The sequence below is a fragment of the Anabaena sp. CA = ATCC 33047 genome (assembly GCF_963870205.1).
Classification (GTDB): Bacteria; Cyanobacteriota; Cyanobacteriia; order Cyanobacteriales; family Nostocaceae; genus Trichormus.
Map to the genome: position 1 here is coordinate 1 of NZ_CAWMSA010000022.1, position 19,873 is coordinate 19,873.

Annotated in this window: 21 protein-coding genes and 1 pseudogene; 4 read left to right on the forward strand and 18 right to left on the reverse strand. The window is 40.2% G+C overall.

All coding sequences use genetic code 11. From position 1 onward, the window contains the following. Positions 1 to 163: 163 nt before the first annotated feature. Positions 164 to 838: a LuxR C-terminal-related transcriptional regulator gene (locus AACS98_RS05915; RefSeq protein WP_066377311.1), complete on the reverse strand. Its 675-nt coding sequence runs from the start codon at positions 836 to 838 to the stop codon at positions 164 to 166. A gap of 103 nt (positions 839 to 941) precedes the next feature. On the opposite strand from AACS98_RS05915, the gene AACS98_RS05920 reads away from it, so the two are divergent. Then, on the forward strand, positions 942 to 1,595 hold the full coding sequence (locus AACS98_RS05920; RefSeq protein ID WP_066377314.1) for a DUF3386 domain-containing protein: 654 nt from the start codon (positions 942 to 944) through the stop codon (positions 1,593 to 1,595). 140 nt (positions 1,596 to 1,735) lie between these two features. On the opposite strand, the gene AACS98_RS05925 is transcribed toward AACS98_RS05920, so the two are convergent. The 3 genes from AACS98_RS05925 to AACS98_RS05935 form a co-directional block, all read right to left on the reverse strand. Continuing rightward, complete coding sequence (locus tag AACS98_RS05925) at positions 1,736 to 3,130, reverse strand: TldD/PmbA family protein (RefSeq protein ID WP_066377315.1); 1,395 nt, start codon at positions 3,128 to 3,130, stop codon at positions 1,736 to 1,738. Between the two features lie 118 nt (positions 3,131 to 3,248). Next, positions 3,249 to 3,671: a hypothetical protein gene (locus tag AACS98_RS05930; protein ID WP_066377316.1), complete on the reverse strand. Its 423-nt coding sequence runs from the start codon at positions 3,669 to 3,671 to the stop codon at positions 3,249 to 3,251. Positions 3,672 to 3,727: 56 nt separating this feature from the next. After that, positions 3,728 to 4,564, reverse strand: coding sequence for an FAD-binding domain-containing protein (locus tag AACS98_RS05935; RefSeq protein ID WP_066377318.1), 837 nt, complete (start codon positions 4,562 to 4,564; stop codon positions 3,728 to 3,730). Between the two features lie 443 nt (positions 4,565 to 5,007). Here AACS98_RS05935 and AACS98_RS05940 point away from each other — a divergent pair, with 443 nt between their 5' ends. Continuing rightward, positions 5,008 to 6,918, forward strand: coding sequence for a lipoxygenase family protein (locus tag AACS98_RS05940; RefSeq protein WP_066377319.1), 1,911 nt, complete (start codon positions 5,008 to 5,010; stop codon positions 6,916 to 6,918). A 45-nt stretch (positions 6,919 to 6,963) separates the two neighbouring features. On the opposite strand, the gene infC is transcribed toward AACS98_RS05940, so the two are convergent. Further along, positions 6,964 to 7,458 (reverse strand): translation initiation factor IF-3, encoded by a 495-nt coding sequence (gene infC, locus AACS98_RS05945; RefSeq protein WP_082803683.1) that lies wholly within the window; start codon positions 7,456 to 7,458, stop codon positions 6,964 to 6,966. 222 nt (positions 7,459 to 7,680) lie between these two features. Here infC and AACS98_RS05950 point away from each other — a divergent pair, with 222 nt between their 5' ends. Continuing rightward, on the forward strand, positions 7,681 to 8,340 hold the full coding sequence (locus tag AACS98_RS05950; RefSeq protein ID WP_066377372.1) for a general stress protein: 660 nt from the start codon (positions 7,681 to 7,683) through the stop codon (positions 8,338 to 8,340). A 68-nt stretch (positions 8,341 to 8,408) separates the two neighbouring features. Here AACS98_RS05950 and AACS98_RS05955 read toward each other — a convergent pair whose 3' ends face one another. From AACS98_RS05955 to AACS98_RS05980, 6 genes and pseudogenes are all read right to left on the reverse strand, one after another. Then, on the reverse strand, positions 8,409 to 8,780 hold the full coding sequence (locus AACS98_RS05955) for a hypothetical protein (RefSeq protein WP_066377321.1): 372 nt from the start codon (positions 8,778 to 8,780) through the stop codon (positions 8,409 to 8,411). Then, positions 8,773 to 8,985: pseudogene (locus tag AACS98_RS05960) on the reverse strand (LLM class flavin-dependent oxidoreductase); the annotation flags it as partial. The pseudogene AACS98_RS05960 and the gene AACS98_RS05955, both read right to left, overlap by 8 nt. Positions 8,986 to 9,080: 95 nt before the next feature. After that, positions 9,081 to 9,443: a hypothetical protein gene (locus AACS98_RS05965; protein WP_231866951.1), complete on the reverse strand. Its 363-nt coding sequence runs from the start codon at positions 9,441 to 9,443 to the stop codon at positions 9,081 to 9,083. Positions 9,444 to 9,616: 173 nt separating this feature from the next. Next, on the reverse strand, positions 9,617 to 9,928 hold the full coding sequence (locus AACS98_RS05970) for a hypothetical protein (protein WP_066377323.1): 312 nt from the start codon (positions 9,926 to 9,928) through the stop codon (positions 9,617 to 9,619). Between the two features lie 2 nt (positions 9,929 to 9,930). Further along, entirely contained in the window at positions 9,931 to 10,221 is a 291-nt protein-coding gene (locus AACS98_RS05975) for a hypothetical protein (RefSeq protein ID WP_066377325.1), read from the reverse strand. A gap of 75 nt (positions 10,222 to 10,296) precedes the next feature. After that, positions 10,297 to 10,725 (reverse strand): hypothetical protein, encoded by a 429-nt coding sequence (locus tag AACS98_RS05980; RefSeq protein WP_066377330.1) that lies wholly within the window; start codon positions 10,723 to 10,725, stop codon positions 10,297 to 10,299. 1,060 nt (positions 10,726 to 11,785) lie between these two features. Between AACS98_RS05980 and cysK the strand changes: the two genes are divergently transcribed. Then, on the forward strand, positions 11,786 to 12,721 hold the full coding sequence (gene cysK, locus AACS98_RS05985) for a cysteine synthase A (RefSeq protein ID WP_066377331.1): 936 nt from the start codon (positions 11,786 to 11,788) through the stop codon (positions 12,719 to 12,721). Positions 12,722 to 12,794: 73 nt separating this feature from the next. Here the strand turns inward: cysK and AACS98_RS05990 are convergent, their stop codons facing one another. From AACS98_RS05990 to fdxB, 7 genes are all read right to left on the reverse strand, one after another. Then, positions 12,795 to 13,304 (reverse strand): ArsC/Spx/MgsR family protein, encoded by a 510-nt coding sequence (locus AACS98_RS05990; RefSeq protein WP_066377375.1) that lies wholly within the window; start codon positions 13,302 to 13,304, stop codon positions 12,795 to 12,797. Positions 13,305 to 13,392: 88 nt separating this feature from the next. Then, entirely contained in the window at positions 13,393 to 14,004 is a 612-nt protein-coding gene (locus AACS98_RS05995) for a cysteine dioxygenase family protein (RefSeq protein ID WP_066377332.1), read from the reverse strand. Between the two features lie 223 nt (positions 14,005 to 14,227). Next, positions 14,228 to 14,713: a hypothetical protein gene (locus AACS98_RS06000; protein WP_066377333.1), complete on the reverse strand. Its 486-nt coding sequence runs from the start codon at positions 14,711 to 14,713 to the stop codon at positions 14,228 to 14,230. A 167-nt stretch (positions 14,714 to 14,880) separates the two neighbouring features. Next, positions 14,881 to 15,465 carry a cytochrome c oxidase subunit 3 gene (locus tag AACS98_RS06005; protein WP_066377334.1) on the reverse strand — a complete coding sequence of 195 codons (585 nt, stop codon included), beginning with the start codon at positions 15,463 to 15,465 and terminating at the stop codon, positions 14,881 to 14,883. A gap of 113 nt (positions 15,466 to 15,578) precedes the next feature. Beyond that, positions 15,579 to 17,246 (reverse strand): cytochrome c oxidase subunit I, encoded by a 1,668-nt coding sequence (gene ctaD, locus AACS98_RS06010; protein ID WP_066377336.1) that lies wholly within the window; start codon positions 17,244 to 17,246, stop codon positions 15,579 to 15,581. A gap of 57 nt (positions 17,247 to 17,303) precedes the next feature. Continuing rightward, positions 17,304 to 18,254, reverse strand: a complete 951-nt coding sequence (coxB, locus tag AACS98_RS06015) for a cytochrome c oxidase subunit II (protein ID WP_066377340.1) — start codon at positions 18,252 to 18,254, stop codon at positions 17,304 to 17,306. Positions 18,255 to 18,733: 479 nt separating this feature from the next. After that, on the reverse strand, positions 18,734 to 19,027 hold the full coding sequence (gene fdxB, locus AACS98_RS06020; protein ID WP_066377344.1) for a ferredoxin III, nif-specific: 294 nt from the start codon (positions 19,025 to 19,027) through the stop codon (positions 18,734 to 18,736). Positions 19,028 to 19,873 lie beyond the last annotated feature (846 nt).

Genomic DNA, 19,873 nt, shown 5'->3' on the forward strand with positions numbered 1-19,873 from the left:
CGGCTCTCTCGCCTCGACACTTATCTAGAATAGCGAGGATTTTTGGCTTCGTCAAGGGGTAAAGGAAATTTTTTTTCTAACCTCTTAATGGTGCGGTCATTCAATAGGCTGAAAGGCTTGCTGGGCAAGGGCTGGGTTGCATAAAAAAAATTTATCTTCCATCTCATCTTTGAATGAGCCAGTCTTGTAATCTGGCTACCATCTCAGCACGGGCTGATACTCCTAGTTTGCGGAACATTCTTTTGAGGGCTTGTTTGACGGAGTTTTGAGTAATCCACAGCCTTTGGGCAATTTCAGCGTTGGTTAATCCTTGTGCTACGAGTTCGGCAATTTGTAGCTCTCTGGGGGTTAAGGGATTAGTTGATGAGGAGGAAAATGTTTTTGGCGTGGTTCGTAGGGTGGCGATTTTGGCGGACAGATGTATACAGAGTGCGCTGAGGTCGGCTAAATCGCTGGCGGTAAAGGGTGGATTTCCTCTGTCGCGGGCAAAATTCAGTGTTCCGATTAAACGACCGTCGCAAACAATTGGCCCTGTCATGACGTGTTCATGGTCATGGCGTGGACATAGGTTTTTCCAGTCTTCTGGGGTTAATATGAGTTGTTCATGGGCGGGAGAATGCCGCTCAACTACATATTGACCGATGGGATTACTTTCTAAACATACGGCTGGGATGCTTTGAATATCAATATTAGTTTTTGGCTGACTATCTATTAAATAGATACCCCAACGTTGCACACCGAAGTGTTCGCCAATTTTATCCATGAGGGTTGTTTGAATTTCTTCCTCGTTACGGATGTTAGCGATCGCATGAAATATATCATGTAGAGAATTAGGCATAAGTGTACCCAGTTGGGGTCTATGCGAGACTCAACAATTACTTCTATGCTAATACCAGCAAGATTAAAAAGCGACTATAAACTAATTGCGCTAGGAGAAGCACATGACAGTTACACAACTCTCTGCTCAGGAACTTTTCCGGGCTGCTTATGACAATCGATACACTTGGGACAAGAATTTTCCTGGTTATACAGCAGATATCACCTATAAACATGATGATCAGGTGATTACTGGTAAAGTTATTATCAATGCTGAACTCAAAGCGGAAGTTTTGGGTGTAGAGGATGAGTCAGCGAAAAAAGCTATTCACGGACAAGCTTGGGAGATAGCTATTCACCGTGTACGTCGCACCTTTGAAGAAACTCATGGGGCAAACACTTTTCGATATGGCGCGACTGACGAAGATGGTGCTGTGGAAATTTTAATGGGCGGTAAGGCTGAAGGCGATCGCTACAAAGTCCACAATAATATAGTGACTCTGGTTCATCGTCATATTCATGGTGTTGTTGTCACAATCAATACTTTTAGTGTTCACGACACTGGGGAAGGCTATCTGTCTCATACCTATGATTCGGTTTACCATGATCCTCAAACTGGTGAACAAAGAGGCGGAGTCAGCAACTTTGTAGATGAGTATGAAAAGGTTGGGGCTTATTTCATTCTCAACCGTCGGGAAATTCGCACTGAAACCGCAGGAAAAATCAATGTTCAGGAATTCAAATTTTCAAATATTCAGTTGTTAGAGTCTGCTGCTTAAGCTGAAGGTTTGAGATATTAGCATATTTATAGGGATACAGAATTAGCTGTGTCCCTTTTATTTGTGGGAATTTTTATCACGCAGAGGCGCAGAGGCGCGGAGAGTAAGAGTAAAAGAGTGGGAATTTTTGAGTTGCAGATTCATGTTTCTCCGCCTACTACTACATCTCGAATTCTTAGGCTGGGGCCTCCACATCCTACAGGTAAGCCATTTTGTCCGCCTTTGCCACAGCCGCCGGATTCATCCCAGTAAAAATCATCGCCAATGGCTTCAATATCTGCTAAGGTTTGAAACACGTTACCAGAAAGTGTGACATCTTTGACGGGTTCGGCAATTTTGCCATTTCTAATCATCCAGGCTTCCCCGGCACTGAAGGTGAACATTTCGCCGTTTGTCATCCCACCTAGCCAATTACGGGCGTATACTCCTTCTTTGATATCTGTGAATAAGTCTGCAACTGGTGTTTTACCGGGTGCAATCCAAGTGTTGGTCATGCGTACAATCGGGTTAAAGTGGTAATTGAGGCAACGAGCGTTACCTGTGGGGGTTTCACCTAATTTACCTGCGGTTTCACGGGAATGTAAACGACCTACTAAAATACCGTCTTTTATGAGTTGAGTTGTGGTAGCTGGTGTCCCTTCATCATCATAAAAATAACTACCACGATGTCCTTGTGGGGCTGCACCGTCAAAAATTTGTAGTTCTTCGGGGCCAAATCGCCGTCCAATAGTCATTACCTCTAATAAATCGGGGTTTTCGTAGGCCATATCAGCCTCGGAAAGATGACCAAAGGCTTCATGAACAAATAAACCTGTGAGAATAGGGTCAATAACTACAGTATAGGTATTTCCTTTGACTGAGGGTAGAGATAAAGCTGCAACTGCCCTTTTGGCGGCACTTTTGACTTGTTCATCTAAATTGATCAAGTCTTCGTAGGCTTGGCGTGAACCTGTGGTTTCTCTGCCTGTTTGGACTATTTCGCCGTTTCTGGCTGTAGCTGCAAACCGCATTTCCATATCTACCCAAGACTGTTGAATTAATGTCCCTTCTGAGGTGGCGATAATCACTTTCTGGGAACTGTCACTGTAACGGACTGAGGTGGTGGTAATGCGATGATCTACAGTTCTTAGTAGTTCAGTATAGCGATCGCATAATTCTTTTTTTTCCGCCAGAGAAACTTGGCGCGGGTTTTTACCTTTCAAGGGTAGAGTACATACTGCTTGCACTGGTTCAATAGGTGCAAGTGTTGTCTGTTCATCACCAACCATCCGCGCGGCTGCAATTGCTTCTGTAATACGTTCTTCAATGGTGGAAAGCTGATTAAAACTACTTAAACCCCAACCACCTTTATAACAAGCGCGGATATGTCCACCGATGGATATACCTTCGCTGAGGGTTTCTACCTTGTCGCCACGCAACAAGATATCAGTTCCTTCTGCTTGCTCTAGGCGAATCATTAAATAGTCTACACGCGATGAGTAGCGAGCAATCAGGTCAGAAAGTAAATTTTGTGTGTCAACAAGTGTAGATGTCATTTTTCGGTAGTCCCCAGATGAACTGCATTTATTTTGCAATTATTTGGGGAAAACCGACTAGGGGGTGAAAAAATAGGCAACTGAAAACAGTCTGAGTTTCAGTCACCTAGATGATTAGCTAATCAAAAACATACTTTTCTGCTACCTTCCAATAGCGTGAAAACCGCTTTAAGTCAATATATCCGTCATAATCAAAAAACGGTTCTACTTCAAACACTTCCAATTTTAAGGAACGTTCTATTTCATCACATATATTATTAAACCGGGGACTGGGACTATCTGCCGTTACGACTAGGTTGGCATTATGTTCTTTAGCAAAGGTTAAAATTTCTTGTGCTACGTTCCCACGACGGATTTCAACTGGTAACTCTAGTAAGCATTCATAAATAAAGGTAAGTCTCTTGAGGCTGAGTTGCCATTCTTCGATCAAAGCATCATCCCAAACCCAAATAGCTGGCGCATCTGGGTATTCTTGTAATGCGGGGTTGTAGGGACTGAGACAGTCGCCGTGTATCCAAACAATTGCATTATTGTTAGTCATTAGTCATTAGTTATTGGGCATGGGGATTATGGCATAGGCTATATGATCTATCTTGTCTATTTTTTCTTGCCTCGCTGCCAAGTTTGACTGTTGGGTTTTTTGGTAAACTCACCTTTGGGAAAAAGTCGCTGTTCTATTTGTTCATAGCTGCCTTCAAAGTCACAATGACCATATAAAGGACATTTTTGGCAGTAAACGCCTTTGGTGTAACGTTCTAAGTTCTCGCGGTTGAAAAAATAAGGTTTATGGCTGAAGGTGCTGGCTACCCACTGCCATGACATATTATTGCTGGCAGGATCTCCGTCTAATAGGTGTTCTAAAAACCATTTTGCGCCTGCTTGCCAACGAATGCGCCGCCAATGAACTATGTACGCTGCTATCCACATTCGCGCATGATTATGCAGGTAGCCTGTTTCTCTTAGTTCTTGGCTGAAGTTGTCGATGCAAACTAAGCCTGTGCTTCCCTCTGTGATGTCTTGGGGTAGTTTGGGTGCGTATTCTGCGCTGGTGTAGCCTGTTTTATATTCTTCTTGGTCTTTCCAGATATCATTCCCTAATTTCACATATAATCGCTGCCAATAGTCGCGCCAACCTAATTCATTGATTAGTTTTGTCGCATCTTCCAGGTTTTCTACTTTATCTAATACGTAATCTCGAATTTCGCGTAAGCTTAAGACTCCGTAGCGGATGTATGGTGACAACCGAGTTACGTTTCCTGTGAAAAAGTTACGTGTTTTTGCGTAGGATGCTGGGTTGACTTTTTGTAAGGCTTTCTGAGCGGCTTTTCTACCGCCCACTGTGTTGCTAATATGATCATCACGTTCTGCTGCTTGCGGGAATTGTTGACGCAGATAGGCAACCAATTCATCTCGACTCGAAAAATCACGTAGCATATATTTACGTATTTATACAAAATATACGGCTGACAATATTTGTGGCTAGTAGGTTAAATAGCTTATGCTATACAACTGCATAGTAGTCGAAATCTAGAGTATCTATAGATAGTTTAGGTTGTTATCTATATTGGGACTTATGCAAGTATCACACAAAATTCTAGTTTTGTGTTGGTAGTAAGCGGCTCTAGCCTTGATTTTATCAAGTGCGTTTTGTTGGCGTAGGCTCTCATTGAGAAGAGAGGACTAAAGTCCTCACTACGAACTAGGTTATTATGCCATTGGCTTAAGTCCTATATATAAGACTTACGCATAGGTAAGAAAAAAACAAGGGTGGGGTTCGGGTTTGAGAATCTTAAATGTTACCTTGATGAAAAATACTTTTGCATAAGTCCTGCTATCTTATCTGCTGTCTATACTTAGTTCTGTACCAGGAATAAATTATGGTTTCTCAAGGAACTACCACGGAACAAAAAGGACACTATCGTTATAATCCCTATGGGTTAAATCAAAAGGGGCCAGCGCGGATTTTTCCTTATGCTGGTGAAGATGGGGTGTTGCGTTATATATTAACTAAACTGGGGGAAGATGCTATCAGTCAAGGTAAACTGTCTGAGCCTTGGAGTCTGCTGTTAAAACAAGCTAAGAGTACGATCGCTTCTTTAGATGAACTTTGGCTAGGTGTCTCTACTAAGTTGGTAGATTTGGAAATTTTTCAATCGGGGTGGTTTAATTTTAATTTGCCGCCTAATGAACAGTTTAACGCTAGCTATGTGCGGCAACGTCGGGCAATGATTGATTTCATCACTGCGGCGCAAAAGGCTGCTGATGCTAAAAATAGTATTGAGCAAAAGCGATCGCTCTTTTTCCAATCTTTAGAAAAAAGTGCTAAATCTAGCAAAAACGCCTCTCCCTACATTCCGACTCGTCCAGTAGCTAGTATCATACATCAACGAGATGGCGGTTTAAGCGATCGCGAATTTGCACGGCAACGATTAGCTGGTACAAATCCTATGGTACTACGGCGGGTGAAATCAGCCGACCAAGGATTATTACAAGCTTGGGCAAATATACCGACTAATGTAGACTTGATTGAGTCAGCAGCCGCTAACCGTTTGTTTATTGTTGATTATCCCCTGTTTAAAGATTTAAAAGTGACTGATTTACAGGTGGGGAAGTATGTAGGAAGTCCGGTGGCTTTATTTCATCGCTCTGAAGCTGGGTTAGAACCTATACTTATTGAGGTGGAAAAAGGTAGAATAGTTACTCCTACAGTTACGGGAACACTTGCTGATGATTGGACAAGGGCAAAACTCTCTGTTCAAACAACTGATGTTACCCATCATGAGTTAATTTCGCATCTGTGCTATACCCATTTAGCAATGGAAGCATTTGCGATCGCTACTGCTCGACAATTACCGAATAATCACCCAGTTTCTCAGCTACTCAGTCCCCATTTTCAGTTTTTAATTGCGGTAAATGACCGGGCTAATACTATTTTGCTGGAAGAAGGCGCAGCAATCAATAAACTGACAGCACCGACTATTAGCACATCAGTCAATTTAATTAATCAAGCTTACCGCAATAAAATATTTTGGGATTATGCTCTACCCAATGACATCGAACATCGGGGAATTGAAACTAAGTTTTTGCCGGAATACCCCTACCGTGATGATAGTCTACTGTTATGGGAGGCGATCGCTAAATACACTAAACTATATTTACAACGCTACTATGTTGATGATCAAGCTGTAATCAAAGATTCTTATCTACAAGCTTGGGCTGATGAACTTAGCACACCATTAAATACCCGTCCGAAGTCAGAGTTTCCCCAGGTTCCTGCATGGTTTCCTCAAGAATGGGCGATCGCATTGGGACTACAACCCCAAGATTTACCTTCTCATCCCCGTGTACCTGGGTTTACTAAAATCACCAGCTTACAACAATTAATCGATATTGCCACAATTATTATCTTTACTTGTGGCCCTCAACACGCAGCTATTAACTATAGTCAATTTGATTATCTTGGTTACGTACCCAATGCACCTTTAGCTAACTACAGCCGACCAGATACACCTGTTAGTTTACCAGAATTCTTACCACCAGCAGATAGAGAAGTTTTGCAAATGCGGTTAACCTTTGCTTTGAATGCGATTTATTGGGGTAAGCTGGGAAGTTCTGAGTTAATTAATTTTACCAATAGAAGCGATCAAGAAATTCTCACCCAGTTTCAAAATGATTTAATGGAAATAGAAAACAAGATTAAAGCACGCAATCAAAAACGCCTGGCTGATACTGGGGTTGACTATCCCTATCTTCTACCTTCGCGCATTCCCAACAGTATCAACATTTAAGTAGTTTTTATCAAGGGATCTCTCCAGAGATCCCTAAAAATTATATTAAGCAGGAATCACTTGCACAACCAAGGCGCGTTTATCAAACGACTGGATTTTACCTACTTGACTGAGATCATTGACAACCCGATCTAACAATTCTCCAGCATGATCACGATGTTGGTGTTCTCTACCACGTAAACGCACAGCAAATTTTACAGAATCACCTTTACTTAACCACTGTCTTGCTTGCTGAATGCGTAAATTATAATCAGCCAAGCCGACGTTTGGACGAAACCGTACTTCTTTTACGGTTGGCCTAGCACTATTTCCTTGACGTTTTTTCTTTTGATATTGTAATTTGCCATAGTTGATAATCTTAGCTACTGGAAACTCTTGGTTTTGAGAAACCACCACTAAGTCAAGCCCTACACTCTCTGCTATCTGTAGAGCCTCATTGGTATCAACCAAGCCACGATTATGATTTTCATGGTCAATCAAGACGACTTGAGATGACTTGATTTGGGAGTTAATTTGTTGTTTTTGAACTACGATAACGATTTCCTCTTAAAATTACTAAACATTTTACCTTGTCGGTAATACTAAGGTAACACAATATTCATTGATGAGAATTTTTAGGGAAAAGTGGCTGATATTATACCTTTCTTCTGATGGAGTGGCACTTAAACCTATAGATTGATGAATTTATTGATGCCAGAAGCCAAACTTGAAATAAGTATTACTAACAAAAATAGTGCCAAAGTAATTATTTCAGGAGGAAAAATGGTATCTACTCATTATAAACGTGCAATTGGTACATTTAGAAACCGACAAGAAGCTGAACAAGCACTACACGAACTGAGAAATTCCGGTTTCCCAATGGATAGGGTTTCTATCTTGGCAAAAGACACAGAACGGAATGAGCAAATAGCAGGCGCGCGTGTAGAAGATCGTGGTGATACAGAGGCTCAAGAAGGTGCTGGTATTGGTGCGACAACAGGTACTGTCTTGGGTGGTATTGGCGGTTTACTGGTTGGGTTGGAAGCTTTATTAATTCCCGGTGCTGGGCCTTTTCTAGCAGCCGGTACAATTGCAACTACCTTGGCTGGTGCTGGTATTGGTGCGGCGGCAGGTGGTATCGTGGGGGCATTGACTGGTTTAGGTATCCCTGAAGAAGATGCTAGACGTTACAGCGATCGCGTGTCTCAAGGAGAATACTTGGTAATCTTAGAAGGCACGGAAACAGAAATTGATCGCGCTGCTCATATTTTCAGAAACCGGGGTATTCGTGACTGGAGAGTACACGACATCTCTGATACTCGTGGTTATAGAACTGAGGTTGCTCCTACTACAGTAGTTGAGCGAGAAACCGAGGTTTACCCTGGAACATCACCAGATGAGGATGTGGTGGAGATTATTGATAAGCGCGATCGCATTTCATAAAAAAAATAACTCTCCCCAAGGGTGGGGAGGTTAAGGTGAGAGTTGAAAAACTTAATATTTACAGCCAATCACAGCCAATCACGGTAAGCTGAGATTTCATTGACGCTAATTTCTAATGGCCCACCTTTACCAAAAGGGGGATAAACACGAATTTTGGCGTGAGTGGTGAATCTTTCTAGTCGATTACCTAACTGGGGAATGTTGCTGACTATATGCCAGTAAGATACTATATCAGGGCAGTCAATGACTAGCATGACAATAGTATCTTTTTTGGTTAAATACCATTGGCAGTTAGATAGTAGTGCTTGGGTAATGCGATCGCAGGCTAAATAAAAGCATCTGCCAATAGATTGTTCTAGTTCCAGATGCAGCATTCCATCCTCTTTTGTCACCTCGCTGGGAGGTAGATCATCAGGAGGAAGCAAGTTAAGTTTAGACATAATTTTTAACCTCTTGGTTATAGCACCGCCAACTTTCTTGATTCTTTTCCAGACTCAAAGATGCTTGTTTAAATGCTAGTTTCCCTCGATGCAATGTGTCCTGAAATCTCGTGATTTTGTCGCGACAAGTGAATACATCCCCAATAATTGAATTTTCAATCAAGTAGTCTTCATCAAAACAGAAGTTTTTTCTGCTCAAAAGCTTGATGATGGTGAGAACTATTTTGCAATGCAAAATAGTCCATTGTTCATCTTTAGCTTACTTGTGTTAGTGCTTCATCTCCAGCGAGATGCCAATCTTTAATTCGTCACCATATGCAAATCCAACCACAAACGTGGATCATTATCCTTGAGCTTCGACAAGGGATCTCGTAATAATCGTTTAGCATTCATGCAAACAACTTGTACTAATCCCATGTTTTCTGCTAACTCTCGCAATATTTCCTTATGCGCTTGCACATGAGGTAGCATCTCATCAGAGCAGTAAATTCCTATATATTGCAAGCGTCTAACTGGCCGTCCCCAAAAACAGGTGATGACTTTCACATGACACCCATCTAATAATTCCCCAACTTTTGGGTAGTATTGATTGACGACTCTTGTGAATTCTTTAGCTAATATATCCTCTGCAATCATTGCCACTGATATTTTTGTAGCGTTCATCACTACAATTAATATAACATATATTTGTTATTTAATGATGACAAATAACTTTATTTGTTTACATAAATTTATTAAAATATACAGAAAAAAAGGGGTTTGCTTGATATCAAGTAAACCCCTAAAAATTTCTAGTCAATTCATGCCACTCAATGATTTATTGATTGGTATTTATATTATCTAGCCTTGCGTTCTGCAACCAAGACTTCTGCAAGTATTTCTGGTAAATTATTCAAATCAACAAACCCATCGGAACCGTTAATCGGTGTCATAAAAGTATAATTTGGGTCACAAGCTCCTGTATCATAGACTTGAATAAACCATTTATCTGGAAAGCCTTCTACACCCAATTCCACAATGTACCAACTCTCACCAACAAGACGAGAATTTAAAATAGTAAACCAATCTCTATAATCTTCTGGTATATTCCAATCAGCCAAAAGAAACTCTAATGCTATATGTCCAGCATCAGTTGCAGTCAGTAGCATTTTTACTCCTTGTTTGCAACTTCAGAACTGTTATCCGCAGAGTTTTGAAAATCAGGATATAAGCCCAACTGTTTTGCTAATTCACGCGCAATAAAAAACAAAAATTTTGAACCGTCTTGATTACCTTGGTGTGCAAATGCAGTTGCAACTTGTACAACTATTTCCACAAAACCAGCATCAATTAATTCTTGATTAGCTTCCAAAATTGCTGGTTCTTCACCATTAGGACATTTGAGTAATTCGTCAATCAAATTAAAGTATAAACTTTGGCGTTCTTGTTTTATGTCTTGCATAGTAGTTTACTGGCTGTGATCAGGTGAATATGATGAGTTTTCAGTCAATCATCAAAGATAAAATATCTTTGAAATTTACTGCTCAATACTTTGCTGCCAAAGTCTTTCTAACATCTCAATTTGTGCTTGTAAAAGACTGGCACGATAAATTAAATATTTATCATAAATAACAATTCCTAATCCAATCATTGCGGGTGTTAATATAATCAGCCACTGGAAAATAATCAAAATTTTGTAATGTTCAATATTAGCCAGCATTTGATTAAAAATTTGACAAGTAGGTGATTTTCTTGCAAATAGGGCTTGTGACGAATTTTGATTGATGTTGCTGATAGATATTGAAGTATCTGTTGCATTCAGCTTACTCACTTCATAGAGTAATTTCTGTGTTTTAACGAACTCTATATGTTTTTCCCACACAAAATTTAAAACTACCAGCCCCGGAGACACTACAGCGAAAGTCACTAGACAAACTGTGAGAACATTTAGAAGTTTAGGTTTCATCTTTGCTCTCCTTGCTAGATAGTCAACACCCCAAATTTTAAATATCGTAATATTTCAATTTCTGACAAGCTGAGAAATTGAGTTATAATTTAAATCAGAAAGCTACCAAGAATACAGAATTTTCATAAATTTAGCTGTTAATACCTGAGTTTGTTTTTGTCATTAAAAGTTAACTGGGTAGTCATAGATGTTGCTTAATATATGCTTATTGATTAAGAAGTCCCCCCTTGTTCTTTGGTTTTACCCATTGAATTTCGGGGGGTAGAGGGGAATCTCTGCGTAAATCCTATATGTTTTATATCAGTTACTCCTTTTGTCCATAGTCTAGCTGAGTCAGATTAAGATTATTAAAGTTATTAAATTTGTACTCAACATTTAAAACCCTTGCAATGCAAGGATTACAAAGATTATTTTGGGTTGGGGTGCTAGTATTTTTGAAGTGGGGTACTAGCATTAATTGGGGAGGGTTCTAGTATTTATTAACTTCACCTCAAACCTAACTGGGCTGTTAACTCAAGCCAATCTTGCTTGAGTTATTTAGTTTTAAAACTTGTACTCAAATGAAATATGTTGATGGGAAAGTATACACAAAGGAGCAAGAAAAAACTATTAAATATTAGTGAAAAAGTTATGATTGATGCAATTAACTAAAGGAATTAAAAAAATATTAAAATTTAACTGTTCATTGCAATAGATTTATATAATTCTCGTTTAATTGACGGCAGGTTTAGCAACTTAGTTCCGTCATACGAATTAAATTTATCTTTAAAAATGTTTTTAAAAATACTAAATGATAAATGATGAGGCAATAAATAAAAAATGTGATGTAATATATTTTTTTTGAAAAATTTTTGTGCTTTAGTGGGAGTTAATGCCTATAGTATAGGTTTGTAGTAAGCACTTTAATGCTAAGAGCTTAAGGACTAAAGTCCTTACTACGAACTTGTTAGGAGTTCACAAGCTTGAGTTTGTACCTTTGACGGAAGTGTATTGTTTTATAAGTTAAGTATTATTGGTAAATAGTCTGTGGTTATAAATTAATAAGTTTAGGAGTAAATTTATGCGAATTGCTAAAGATGTCACAGAACTTATTGGAAAAACTCCTTTAGTACAACTCAATAAAATTCCTCAGTCAGAAGGTGTAGTTGCTAGGATAGTTGTCAAATTAGAAGGCATGAATCCGGCGGCTTCTGTGAAAGATAGAATTGGGGTGAGTATGATTCTTTCCGCAGAAGCTGAGGGTGTAATTGAGCCAGGAAAAACGATTTTAGTTGAGCCTACTTCTGGAAATACAGGAATTGGTTTGGCAATGGTGGCAGCAGCCCGTGGCTATGGTTTAATTTTGACTATGCCAGAAACTATGAGTCAAGAAAGACGGGCAATGCTGAAAGCCTATGGTGCAACTTTAGAATTAACACCGGGGGCGGAAGGAATGCGGGGCGCGATTCGCAAAGCTGAGGAAATTGTGGCGAATACTGCTAATGCTTATATGCTGCAACAGTTTCGTAACCCAGCAAACCCTAAAATTCATCGAGAAACTACTGCTGAAGAAATTTGGACGGATACCGATGGGGAAGTAGATTTTTTGATTGCAGGGGTAGGAACTGGAGGAACTATTACTGGGATTGCAGAAGTGATTAAGCAACGCAAACCCAGTTTTCAGGCGATCGCAGTTGAACCTAGCAACAGTCCGGTTCTCTCTGGTGGTGAACCTGGTTCTCATAAAATCCAAGGTATTGGTGCTGGTTTTATCCCCGATGTCCTGCGTGTGGAACTAATTGATGAAGTCATCAGAGTTAGTGATGATCAAGCCATGAGTTACGGACGGCGTTTAGCCAAAGAAGAAGGTTTACTGTCTGGGATTTCCTCCGGTGCGGCTTTATGTGCAGCCATTCAGGTAGGTAAACGCCCAGAAAATGCAGGTAAGTTAATCGTGATGATTCAGCCTTCCTTCGGTGAACGTTATCTGAGTACACCTATGTTTCAGAATGTGTGATTGGGGACTGGGGATTGGGGATTGGGGATTGAGTAACAGTTCTTGTCCCCTGCACCCCTGCACCCCTATCTAATTAATGATTAGAACCTTGACGCTGGTGTTCTTGCTGACTGTGATGGTTGCAATTACCTCGCTCGTCATGGTGATGATCATGACTATGCCCGTGGGCGCAACCTTGTAAGTTTTGACTCATAAGGTTTTCACTCATGGCGCGGAAGGATTCATCTACAGGTTTCAAGCCAATCCAAGCGTCTAGTGTTTCGACATCAAAACCAACTTCCCGGCGATCGCCTACTTGCAGTAAAGGACGACGAATCAACAGAGGGTCTTGTAACATTAACAACAAAGCGGTTTGTTCGTCTAAATTTTCGGGAACTATCTCACCAGATTTAATTTTAGGTGCAGAACGGTTAAACCATTCAGCAACCGGGCGATCGCCAAAAAATGACCGCAGACGTTCCTTTGTCCAAGGTTCAGTTAGTAGATTATAAGCTACAACTTCATGTCCAGCCGCAGTTAGCAACACCTTTTGTTTAGTACCACCTTTACAACCAGGTTTTTCATAGAAAATTACTCTCGCCATTGCATTCTCTCCTTTAATTGGGGACTGGGTATTGGGTATTGGGGACTGGGTATTGGGGACAGGTTCTACTCCCTGTTCCCTCGTGGTGTTAAAACTTTTTGGCACGATGGCTGACTGAATCAAACTCAAACCTTTGTTTGGGATCAGTTTCACCGTAAACATTAAAAGTCACAGTAGGTTGATCACTTAGTGCTTCCACACTATGAATTGCGTCGGGAGTGAAACTAACAATATCTCCAGGCGATAAAATTATTTCTCCCGTCGGTTCAATTTTGTCTGGAAAATCTGGGTTGTGGGTGCGTCGCCAAACAGTATTTTTTTCTTGTCCTTTTAATACCGCCACTACTCCCCATGTTCCATGATTATGAATAGTAGATATGCTTCCTGGTGCAAATGTAACTGTCTGCACGGTTAACGGAAAACCTAACTCATCATATAACAGGACAACAGAGGTTCCGGTGGTAGAAGAAGGCTCTAAATACTGACTTCGCACCCAGTAAGAATTGACAATCAAGCGTCTGACAAGCATTCGGATTTCTGGTAGACAAATTGATTCATCTTCTACCCCATTGAGAACATCTTCTATTTCAGTTAAAAACCGATATAGACGATAATTCTCTTGTAATAAATTCCAACTTCTTGCAGCTTTACACACTTGATATTGACCGTCTCCTGTCAGGAGCCAATCTCTACCTTGCATAATATTTAAAATCTTAGTTGAGAGATGTTTGGAAAGACAAATACAGGAGTGACAATTTTAGGCATCTCCGCACGAGGAAATGTAGGAGCTACCACTTGAGAGGGTAACAGGTCATTATTAGGGTTAGAAGATGTAGTGAGAGCTTGATAGGAAGATGCGCTGAAAAATGAAAAACTGTTCATAGCTGTTGATAGGTGATTCTTGGCTGTTAACTATGGGCTAATCAATCATCTTCTTCGGCTGGACGTGTTAAAACATCCCATAGGATTCCTGCTCCGAAATCATTCTTTTCGTCAATCTCTTTGACTCTGAGACTGATTTCTTTAGCACGCTCGATTTCCCCTAATTTTGCTAATACTAATCCAGTAGCGGCATAAGCATTTAAGTACAACCTGATTGGGGATTCTTCCCGGCGATTAATGAGTATCGGCTTGAGTTGTTCCCATTCATCAGGTAACTTCTCTGATTCCTTAATTTTATCTAATAATTGGCGAGTTGTTTGCAATGCCAAAGAATAATTATTTTTATAAAAGAAAAATCTATAAGCTGCTACAAATACATCAGTATTTTCCCCAGTTTTAGCCAATGCTTCTTGAATGTATTTTTCTGATTCTGAGGTATTTTCCCAATGTTGTGCAGCTAAAATTAATAACTTTTTGATGTCTTCGGGAACTTGAAACCAGGAAAATTTGTTGGTGTCAATTTGCATAACTTTATTGTTGGGGAATGGGGACTGGGGACTGGGGACTGGGAAAGAAGAATTGGGGCAGGGTGCAGGGGGTAAGGGGGAGAGAACTTTCCCCGTTTCTCCCTGCTCCCTGCTTCCTTGCCTCCTCTGCTCCCTCATTTCCCCCTACACCCCTACACCCCATTCCCTTAAAACAGTGTGAGGATGTAAATTAAGGTGAACAGAATAATCCAAATGATGTCTACGAAGTGCCAGTAAATTTCTGCCATTTCGATGCCAGTATGTTTAGTAGCAGAATAATGACCGGGACGACGCGATCGCCACAACACTCCTAAAATTAATAACAGTCCCACAAATACGTGCAAACCGTGGAAACCTGTCATCAAATAGAAGCAGTTAGCAAACACATTAGTAGTCAGACCATACCCTAAATTTTGGTACTCATAAACCTGACCAGCTAAAAATACTGCTCCCATAATAGCGGTCAACAAATACCAAAACCGCATTCCCCAAACACTATTCCTTTTAATCGCCATATCACCGAAGTGAATGACAAAACTACTAGACACCAAAATCGCCGTATTAACTGCGGGTATAAATAACTCCACCTCTGTTCCCTCTGGCGGCCAAACATCCGTAGACCCCCGAAAAAACAAATAAGTGGCAAAAAACCCGCCAAACATCAAAGATTCCGACACCAAAAAAGTCAACAACCCCCAAACCCGTAAATCAGGATGCGCCTCATGATGCTCATTCGCCGTTAAAACAGTCATACATACCTCTTAATTAAATTTTTGATGATGACCTCTCCCCTAACCCCTCTCCTACGAGGAGAGGGGAACTGTGATTACTCCCCCTTCCCTACAAAGGAAGGGGCTTTGGGGGGTTAGGTTGATGAACTTACTTCCGACGAATGACCATATTCATAAGGCCCATGAGTCACCACGGGTAAAACCTCCCAATTCTCCACCATCGGAGGTGAACTTGTAGTCCATTCCAAAGTTAAAGCATTCCAAGGATTATCACCTGCCAATTCTCCCTTACGCCAACTCAAAATAACATTCAGCGCAAACGGAATTACCGACAACCCCAAGAGAAACGCCCCAAATGTACAAAGTTGATTTAAACCAGTAAACTGTGGGTCATACATTGCCACTCGTCGAGGCATACCTTGTAAACCCAACTGGTGCATTGGTAAAAAGGTTAAGTTAGTGCCGATTAAAGTCAGAACAAAGTGAATACGTCCCCAGACTTCATTTAGTTTGCGTCCGGTCATTTTCGGGAACCAGTGGTAAATACCCGCATAGATGCCAAACACAGAACCACCAAACAATACATAGTGGAAGTGTGCCACTACATAATATGTGTCGTGAACGTGAACATCAAAAGGTGCTGTTCCCAAGGTTACGCCGCTTAAACCACCCATGACAAACATCGACAGCAAGCCGACTGCAAATAGCATGGCACTGGTAAAGCGAATCTTACCACCCCACAGGGTAGCTACCCAACTGAAAATCTTCACACCTGTAGGTACAGCAACTATTAGAGTGGAGATGGTGAAAAACATCCGCATCCAGCCTGGTGTACCACTGGTAAACATGTGGTGTACCCAGACAAACAAACCGACAACACAGATGGCAAGACTAGAATAGGCGATCGCTTTATATCCAAAAATCGGTTTGCGTGCATGAACCGGAACTACTTCGGACATAATGCCGAAGATGGGCAGAATCATCAAATATACTGCTGGGTGAGAGTAGAACCAGAATAAATGCTGGTAGATAATCACGTTACCGCCAGCATCTGGTTTAAAAAAGGATGTACCAAAATTCAAGTCAAACAGTAGCAATACCAAACCTGCGGCTAATACAGGTGTAGATACCAACGCTAAGATTGAGGTGGCTAAGATAGCCCAGCAAAATAAAGGTAATTGATCCCATTTCATGCTGGGAACTTTCATCATTAAGATGGTAATGACAAAGTTCACCGAACCGAGAATCGAAGAAGTCCCCACCAATACTATCGCTAAAACCCACATACTTTGAGCGATGGGGGCGGTGACAAGACTTAAAGGTGGGTAAGCTGTCCAACCAGATTGAGAACCACCGAAGATGAAGCTAGCTAATAGCAGTAATCCGGCTGGTGGGTTTAACCAAAAGGCGATCGCATTCAATTTGGGAAACGCCATATCTCTCGCCCCAACCATCAACGGGATGAGATAGTTACCAAATCCCCCGATCGCACTGGGAACAATCCATAAGAAAATCATGATTGTTCCGTGGTTAGTCATGAAGGCGTTGTACAGATTCGGATCGATGAAGTCTGCTTCTGGTGTGGCTAATTCGGTGCGGATAGCGATCGCCATCAACCCACCAATCAGATAAAACACAAAGGCAGTCACTAAATATTGGATGCCTATAACCTTATGGTCTACGTTAAACTTGAAATAGTCATGCCACTTCCAAGTTTGAGAATGTAAGGTGTGACCTACCACCAGATGTTGAGATGAATTGTCGTCTGGTGGCGTGTGCCGGGGAAATTCTACTTGAGTCATACTTGTTGTCTTAACTATTGGTTCAGTTGTCAGTAGTCGAAAATTGACAACTGGACTTTACTTGTGAAGTTGAGCTAAAGTTGCTGCATCAATTCCCATGTTGTGGTTATGGGGTGCAAGAAACTCTGATGTTGATAACTCGGCTGGATTCACAGCCACAGCCGTTTTCAGGTTATGCTGTTGAGCAATTTGATTTTCTGTCAGCCAGCTATCAAACTCTTCTGGTGTGTGAACCACAACCTGTGTCCGCATTGAACCGTGATAACCACCGCAAAGTTCGGCACAAACTACAGGATATGTTCCGGGTTTAGTGGCGACAAAGCTGAGTTGAGTTGGTACACCGGGAATTGCGTCTTGCTTGAGGCGGAATTGGGGAACCCAAAAGGAGTGAATGACATCCTGTGCTGTGAGATTGAGTTGTACATCCGCACCGACGGGAACGTGTAACTCACCCGTAGTTACAGCATGATCAGGATAGTCAAATATCCAAGCAAACTGCATACCAGTGACATTTACCAGCAAATCGGCTGTTTTTGCTTCTTCGGTGGGAGCTATGCCAATGCCAATGCTAGGAGCAGTTTCAGGTTTTGGGGTATTTTCTAGAGTGGCGGCGATCGCCTGATGAGAAGCATGGGGATGACTTCCTGGTTCTAAACCACCCATCTGGTTATAGACATCCACACTGTAAATCCCTAGAAAAACCACAATCAAGGCGGGAATTGCTGTCCAGAAGATTTCTAAGGGAACATTACCTTCTACTGCTACACCATCACTGTTATCACCCCGGCGACGGCGATATTTGATCAAAAAAATCAAAATTGTGCCTTGCACTACTAAAAATAGTGCGATCGCAATGGTAAACATAATATTAAAAAATCCGTCTACCAAAGGTGCTTGTTGTGATGCGGCAACTGGCAGTAATGTGTGATGTTGACCTATCCAAATACTAATGCCTCCAATTACTATTCCCGCAATTAGAGTCCATAGTGAAATAGGAATCTGTTCCATAAATACTACCTAATTTTTTAATCTTATGTCTTGGTAAAAAGTAATAGATATTACCCATTACTCATTGCCTCACCTCTAGCTTCCATATCCTAGTAAATCCTGTAGACTTTATCTCTACTCATAGGTTTTTACATAGTCACAGAATAGTTTTTGGATTTCACTTATTAACGTTTTACCTTACCCCTATAAAAATTGGGGGATTTTTTCCAGATATCTTTACATCTGTCCCCCAAAAACTTAACAATATATGTTGCATTATTTAACAATGTTGCTTTTGCTCAACAAAAGCTGAAATTTTCTTTAAGCACACTTTTAGCGTTCACAGCAAGTATAAATTTGTTAATAATTAATAATTAGTGATTTACGCATTTGTTTATCGTCAACTTTTCAGCTACGATAAATATTTCTATATTCCCCTCTAGTTACCTTACTGTGTATTTTGTTACAGCTAACAGTGTCTGACTCTTAAGACTTAGAGCTTAATTGTCCAAGGTAACATGGGTGTAGCAATTCTTAGGACAAATCCGCGCACAAGCTTCACAACCTACGCAGTTCTCTGAGTGTGCAACTACCATCACTTTGCGCTCGATTTCATCATCATCTTCATCATCTACAAATTCACCTTCTTCATTCAGTGCTTTCAAATCCAACACAGAATGACCACATACTTTAACACATCTGCCACATCCGATACATTTATCTTTGTCAATTGATTGAGCAAACTTAGGTGTCCAAGTTTTGCCTCCAAAGGTCAATCCTGTGAGTACGGCCATGAATGAACTCCCGGCTATTCTGCCAATAAACTTGTTGGTACGTTAATCTTCATATTACTTGAATTTTATCTAAAAATTTTGTTATTCAGCAATTAATTGTGATGTGAAAAAATGATTCTTTTATACAAAAATTCTTTGTAGTAAAGCCAGATTATTCCTAAATAGAAATCTTTACTATTAATCAAGTCTAGAGATATTTGAGGTTAACAATTACGCCAATAAATTTTATTGACTTTGTGTTTAATTAAAGGAACTTAATTTTATACATTAAACGTTGAGTTTATCTCAAATTTAATGACATTAATTAGCAATTAATCCGCATTTATAAATTTGATACAGTAAATTGTATTAAGCTATACCAACAAGATTTTTTGATATTTATAGCTATATACTTTTATTTCAAGAAATTTTTGTTAATTACTTATACAAGTTTACGCAGATTAATGAGTAAAAATTTTGAAAAATCATGTTTAGTTCATACAAATCAAATTTGTAGCTGTGATAACAGATTATTAATTTGACTTGAATATTAAAATTTTTAATTGACTAATAAATCAAATAATTTTGGTCATAAATATTTAACAAATATCCTTGGGTTAAGATTTTAAGTTCAAAGAAAAATCTTCGCAAGCTAAGTATTTATTGAATTCTTAAAATCTTTTTCCACGCTCATTGTGAACAAAATTGTCAAAATATTTATGAAATCTTTATCTAATGAAGAAGCAAGAAGTGAGTTAAAACTAATAGCCAAAAAAAGCTTCTGATTGGGTGCAAAGTCTAAATATGGATGTGGGCAATTATTGTGTTAAACATTATTTTTCTTGCTCAATAGATAATTGGGTTATC

What these genes read in the sequence shown, in the direction of transcription:
- AACS98_RS05915 (WP_066377311.1), bottom strand. Translation starts at nt 838, where the DNA reads ATGCCTAATTCTCTACATGATATATTTCATGCGATCGCTAACATCCGT.
- AACS98_RS05920 (WP_066377314.1), top strand. Translation starts at nt 942, where the DNA reads ATGACAGTTACACAACTCTCTGCTCAGGAACTTTTCCGGGCTGCTTAT.
- AACS98_RS05925 (WP_066377315.1), bottom strand. Translation starts at nt 3,130, where the DNA reads ATGACATCTACACTTGTTGACACACAAAATTTACTTTCTGACCTGATT.
- AACS98_RS05930 (WP_066377316.1), bottom strand. Translation starts at nt 3,671, where the DNA reads ATGACTAACAATAATGCAATTGTTTGGATACACGGCGACTGTCTCAGT.
- AACS98_RS05935 (WP_066377318.1), bottom strand. Translation starts at nt 4,564, where the DNA reads ATGCTACGTGATTTTTCGAGTCGAGATGAATTGGTTGCCTATCTGCGT.
- AACS98_RS05940 (WP_066377319.1), top strand. Translation starts at nt 5,008, where the DNA reads ATGGTTTCTCAAGGAACTACCACGGAACAAAAAGGACACTATCGTTAT.
- AACS98_RS05950 (WP_066377372.1), top strand. Translation starts at nt 7,681, where the DNA reads ATGGTATCTACTCATTATAAACGTGCAATTGGTACATTTAGAAACCGA.
- AACS98_RS05955 (WP_066377321.1), bottom strand. Translation starts at nt 8,780, where the DNA reads ATGTCTAAACTTAACTTGCTTCCTCCTGATGATCTACCTCCCAGCGAG.
- AACS98_RS05965 (WP_231866951.1), bottom strand. Translation starts at nt 9,443, where the DNA reads ATGAACGCTACAAAAATATCAGTGGCAATGATTGCAGAGGATATATTA.
- AACS98_RS05970 (WP_066377323.1), bottom strand. Translation starts at nt 9,928, where the DNA reads ATGCTACTGACTGCAACTGATGCTGGACATATAGCATTAGAGTTTCTT.
- AACS98_RS05975 (WP_066377325.1), bottom strand. Translation starts at nt 10,221, where the DNA reads ATGCAAGACATAAAACAAGAACGCCAAAGTTTATACTTTAATTTGATT.
- AACS98_RS05980 (WP_066377330.1), bottom strand. Translation starts at nt 10,725, where the DNA reads ATGAAACCTAAACTTCTAAATGTTCTCACAGTTTGTCTAGTGACTTTC.
- cysK (WP_066377331.1), top strand. Translation starts at nt 11,786, where the DNA reads ATGCGAATTGCTAAAGATGTCACAGAACTTATTGGAAAAACTCCTTTA.
- AACS98_RS05990 (WP_066377375.1), bottom strand. Translation starts at nt 13,304, where the DNA reads ATGGCGAGAGTAATTTTCTATGAAAAACCTGGTTGTAAAGGTGGTACT.
- AACS98_RS05995 (WP_066377332.1), bottom strand. Translation starts at nt 14,004, where the DNA reads ATGCAAGGTAGAGATTGGCTCCTGACAGGAGACGGTCAATATCAAGTG.
- AACS98_RS06000 (WP_066377333.1), bottom strand. Translation starts at nt 14,713, where the DNA reads ATGCAAATTGACACCAACAAATTTTCCTGGTTTCAAGTTCCCGAAGAC.
- AACS98_RS06005 (WP_066377334.1), bottom strand. Translation starts at nt 15,465, where the DNA reads ATGACTGTTTTAACGGCGAATGAGCATCATGAGGCGCATCCTGATTTA.
- ctaD (WP_066377336.1), bottom strand. Translation starts at nt 17,246, where the DNA reads ATGACTCAAGTAGAATTTCCCCGGCACACGCCACCAGACGACAATTCA.
- coxB (WP_066377340.1), bottom strand. Translation starts at nt 18,254, where the DNA reads ATGGAACAGATTCCTATTTCACTATGGACTCTAATTGCGGGAATAGTA.
- fdxB (WP_066377344.1), bottom strand. Translation starts at nt 19,027, where the DNA reads ATGGCCGTACTCACAGGATTGACCTTTGGAGGCAAAACTTGGACACCT.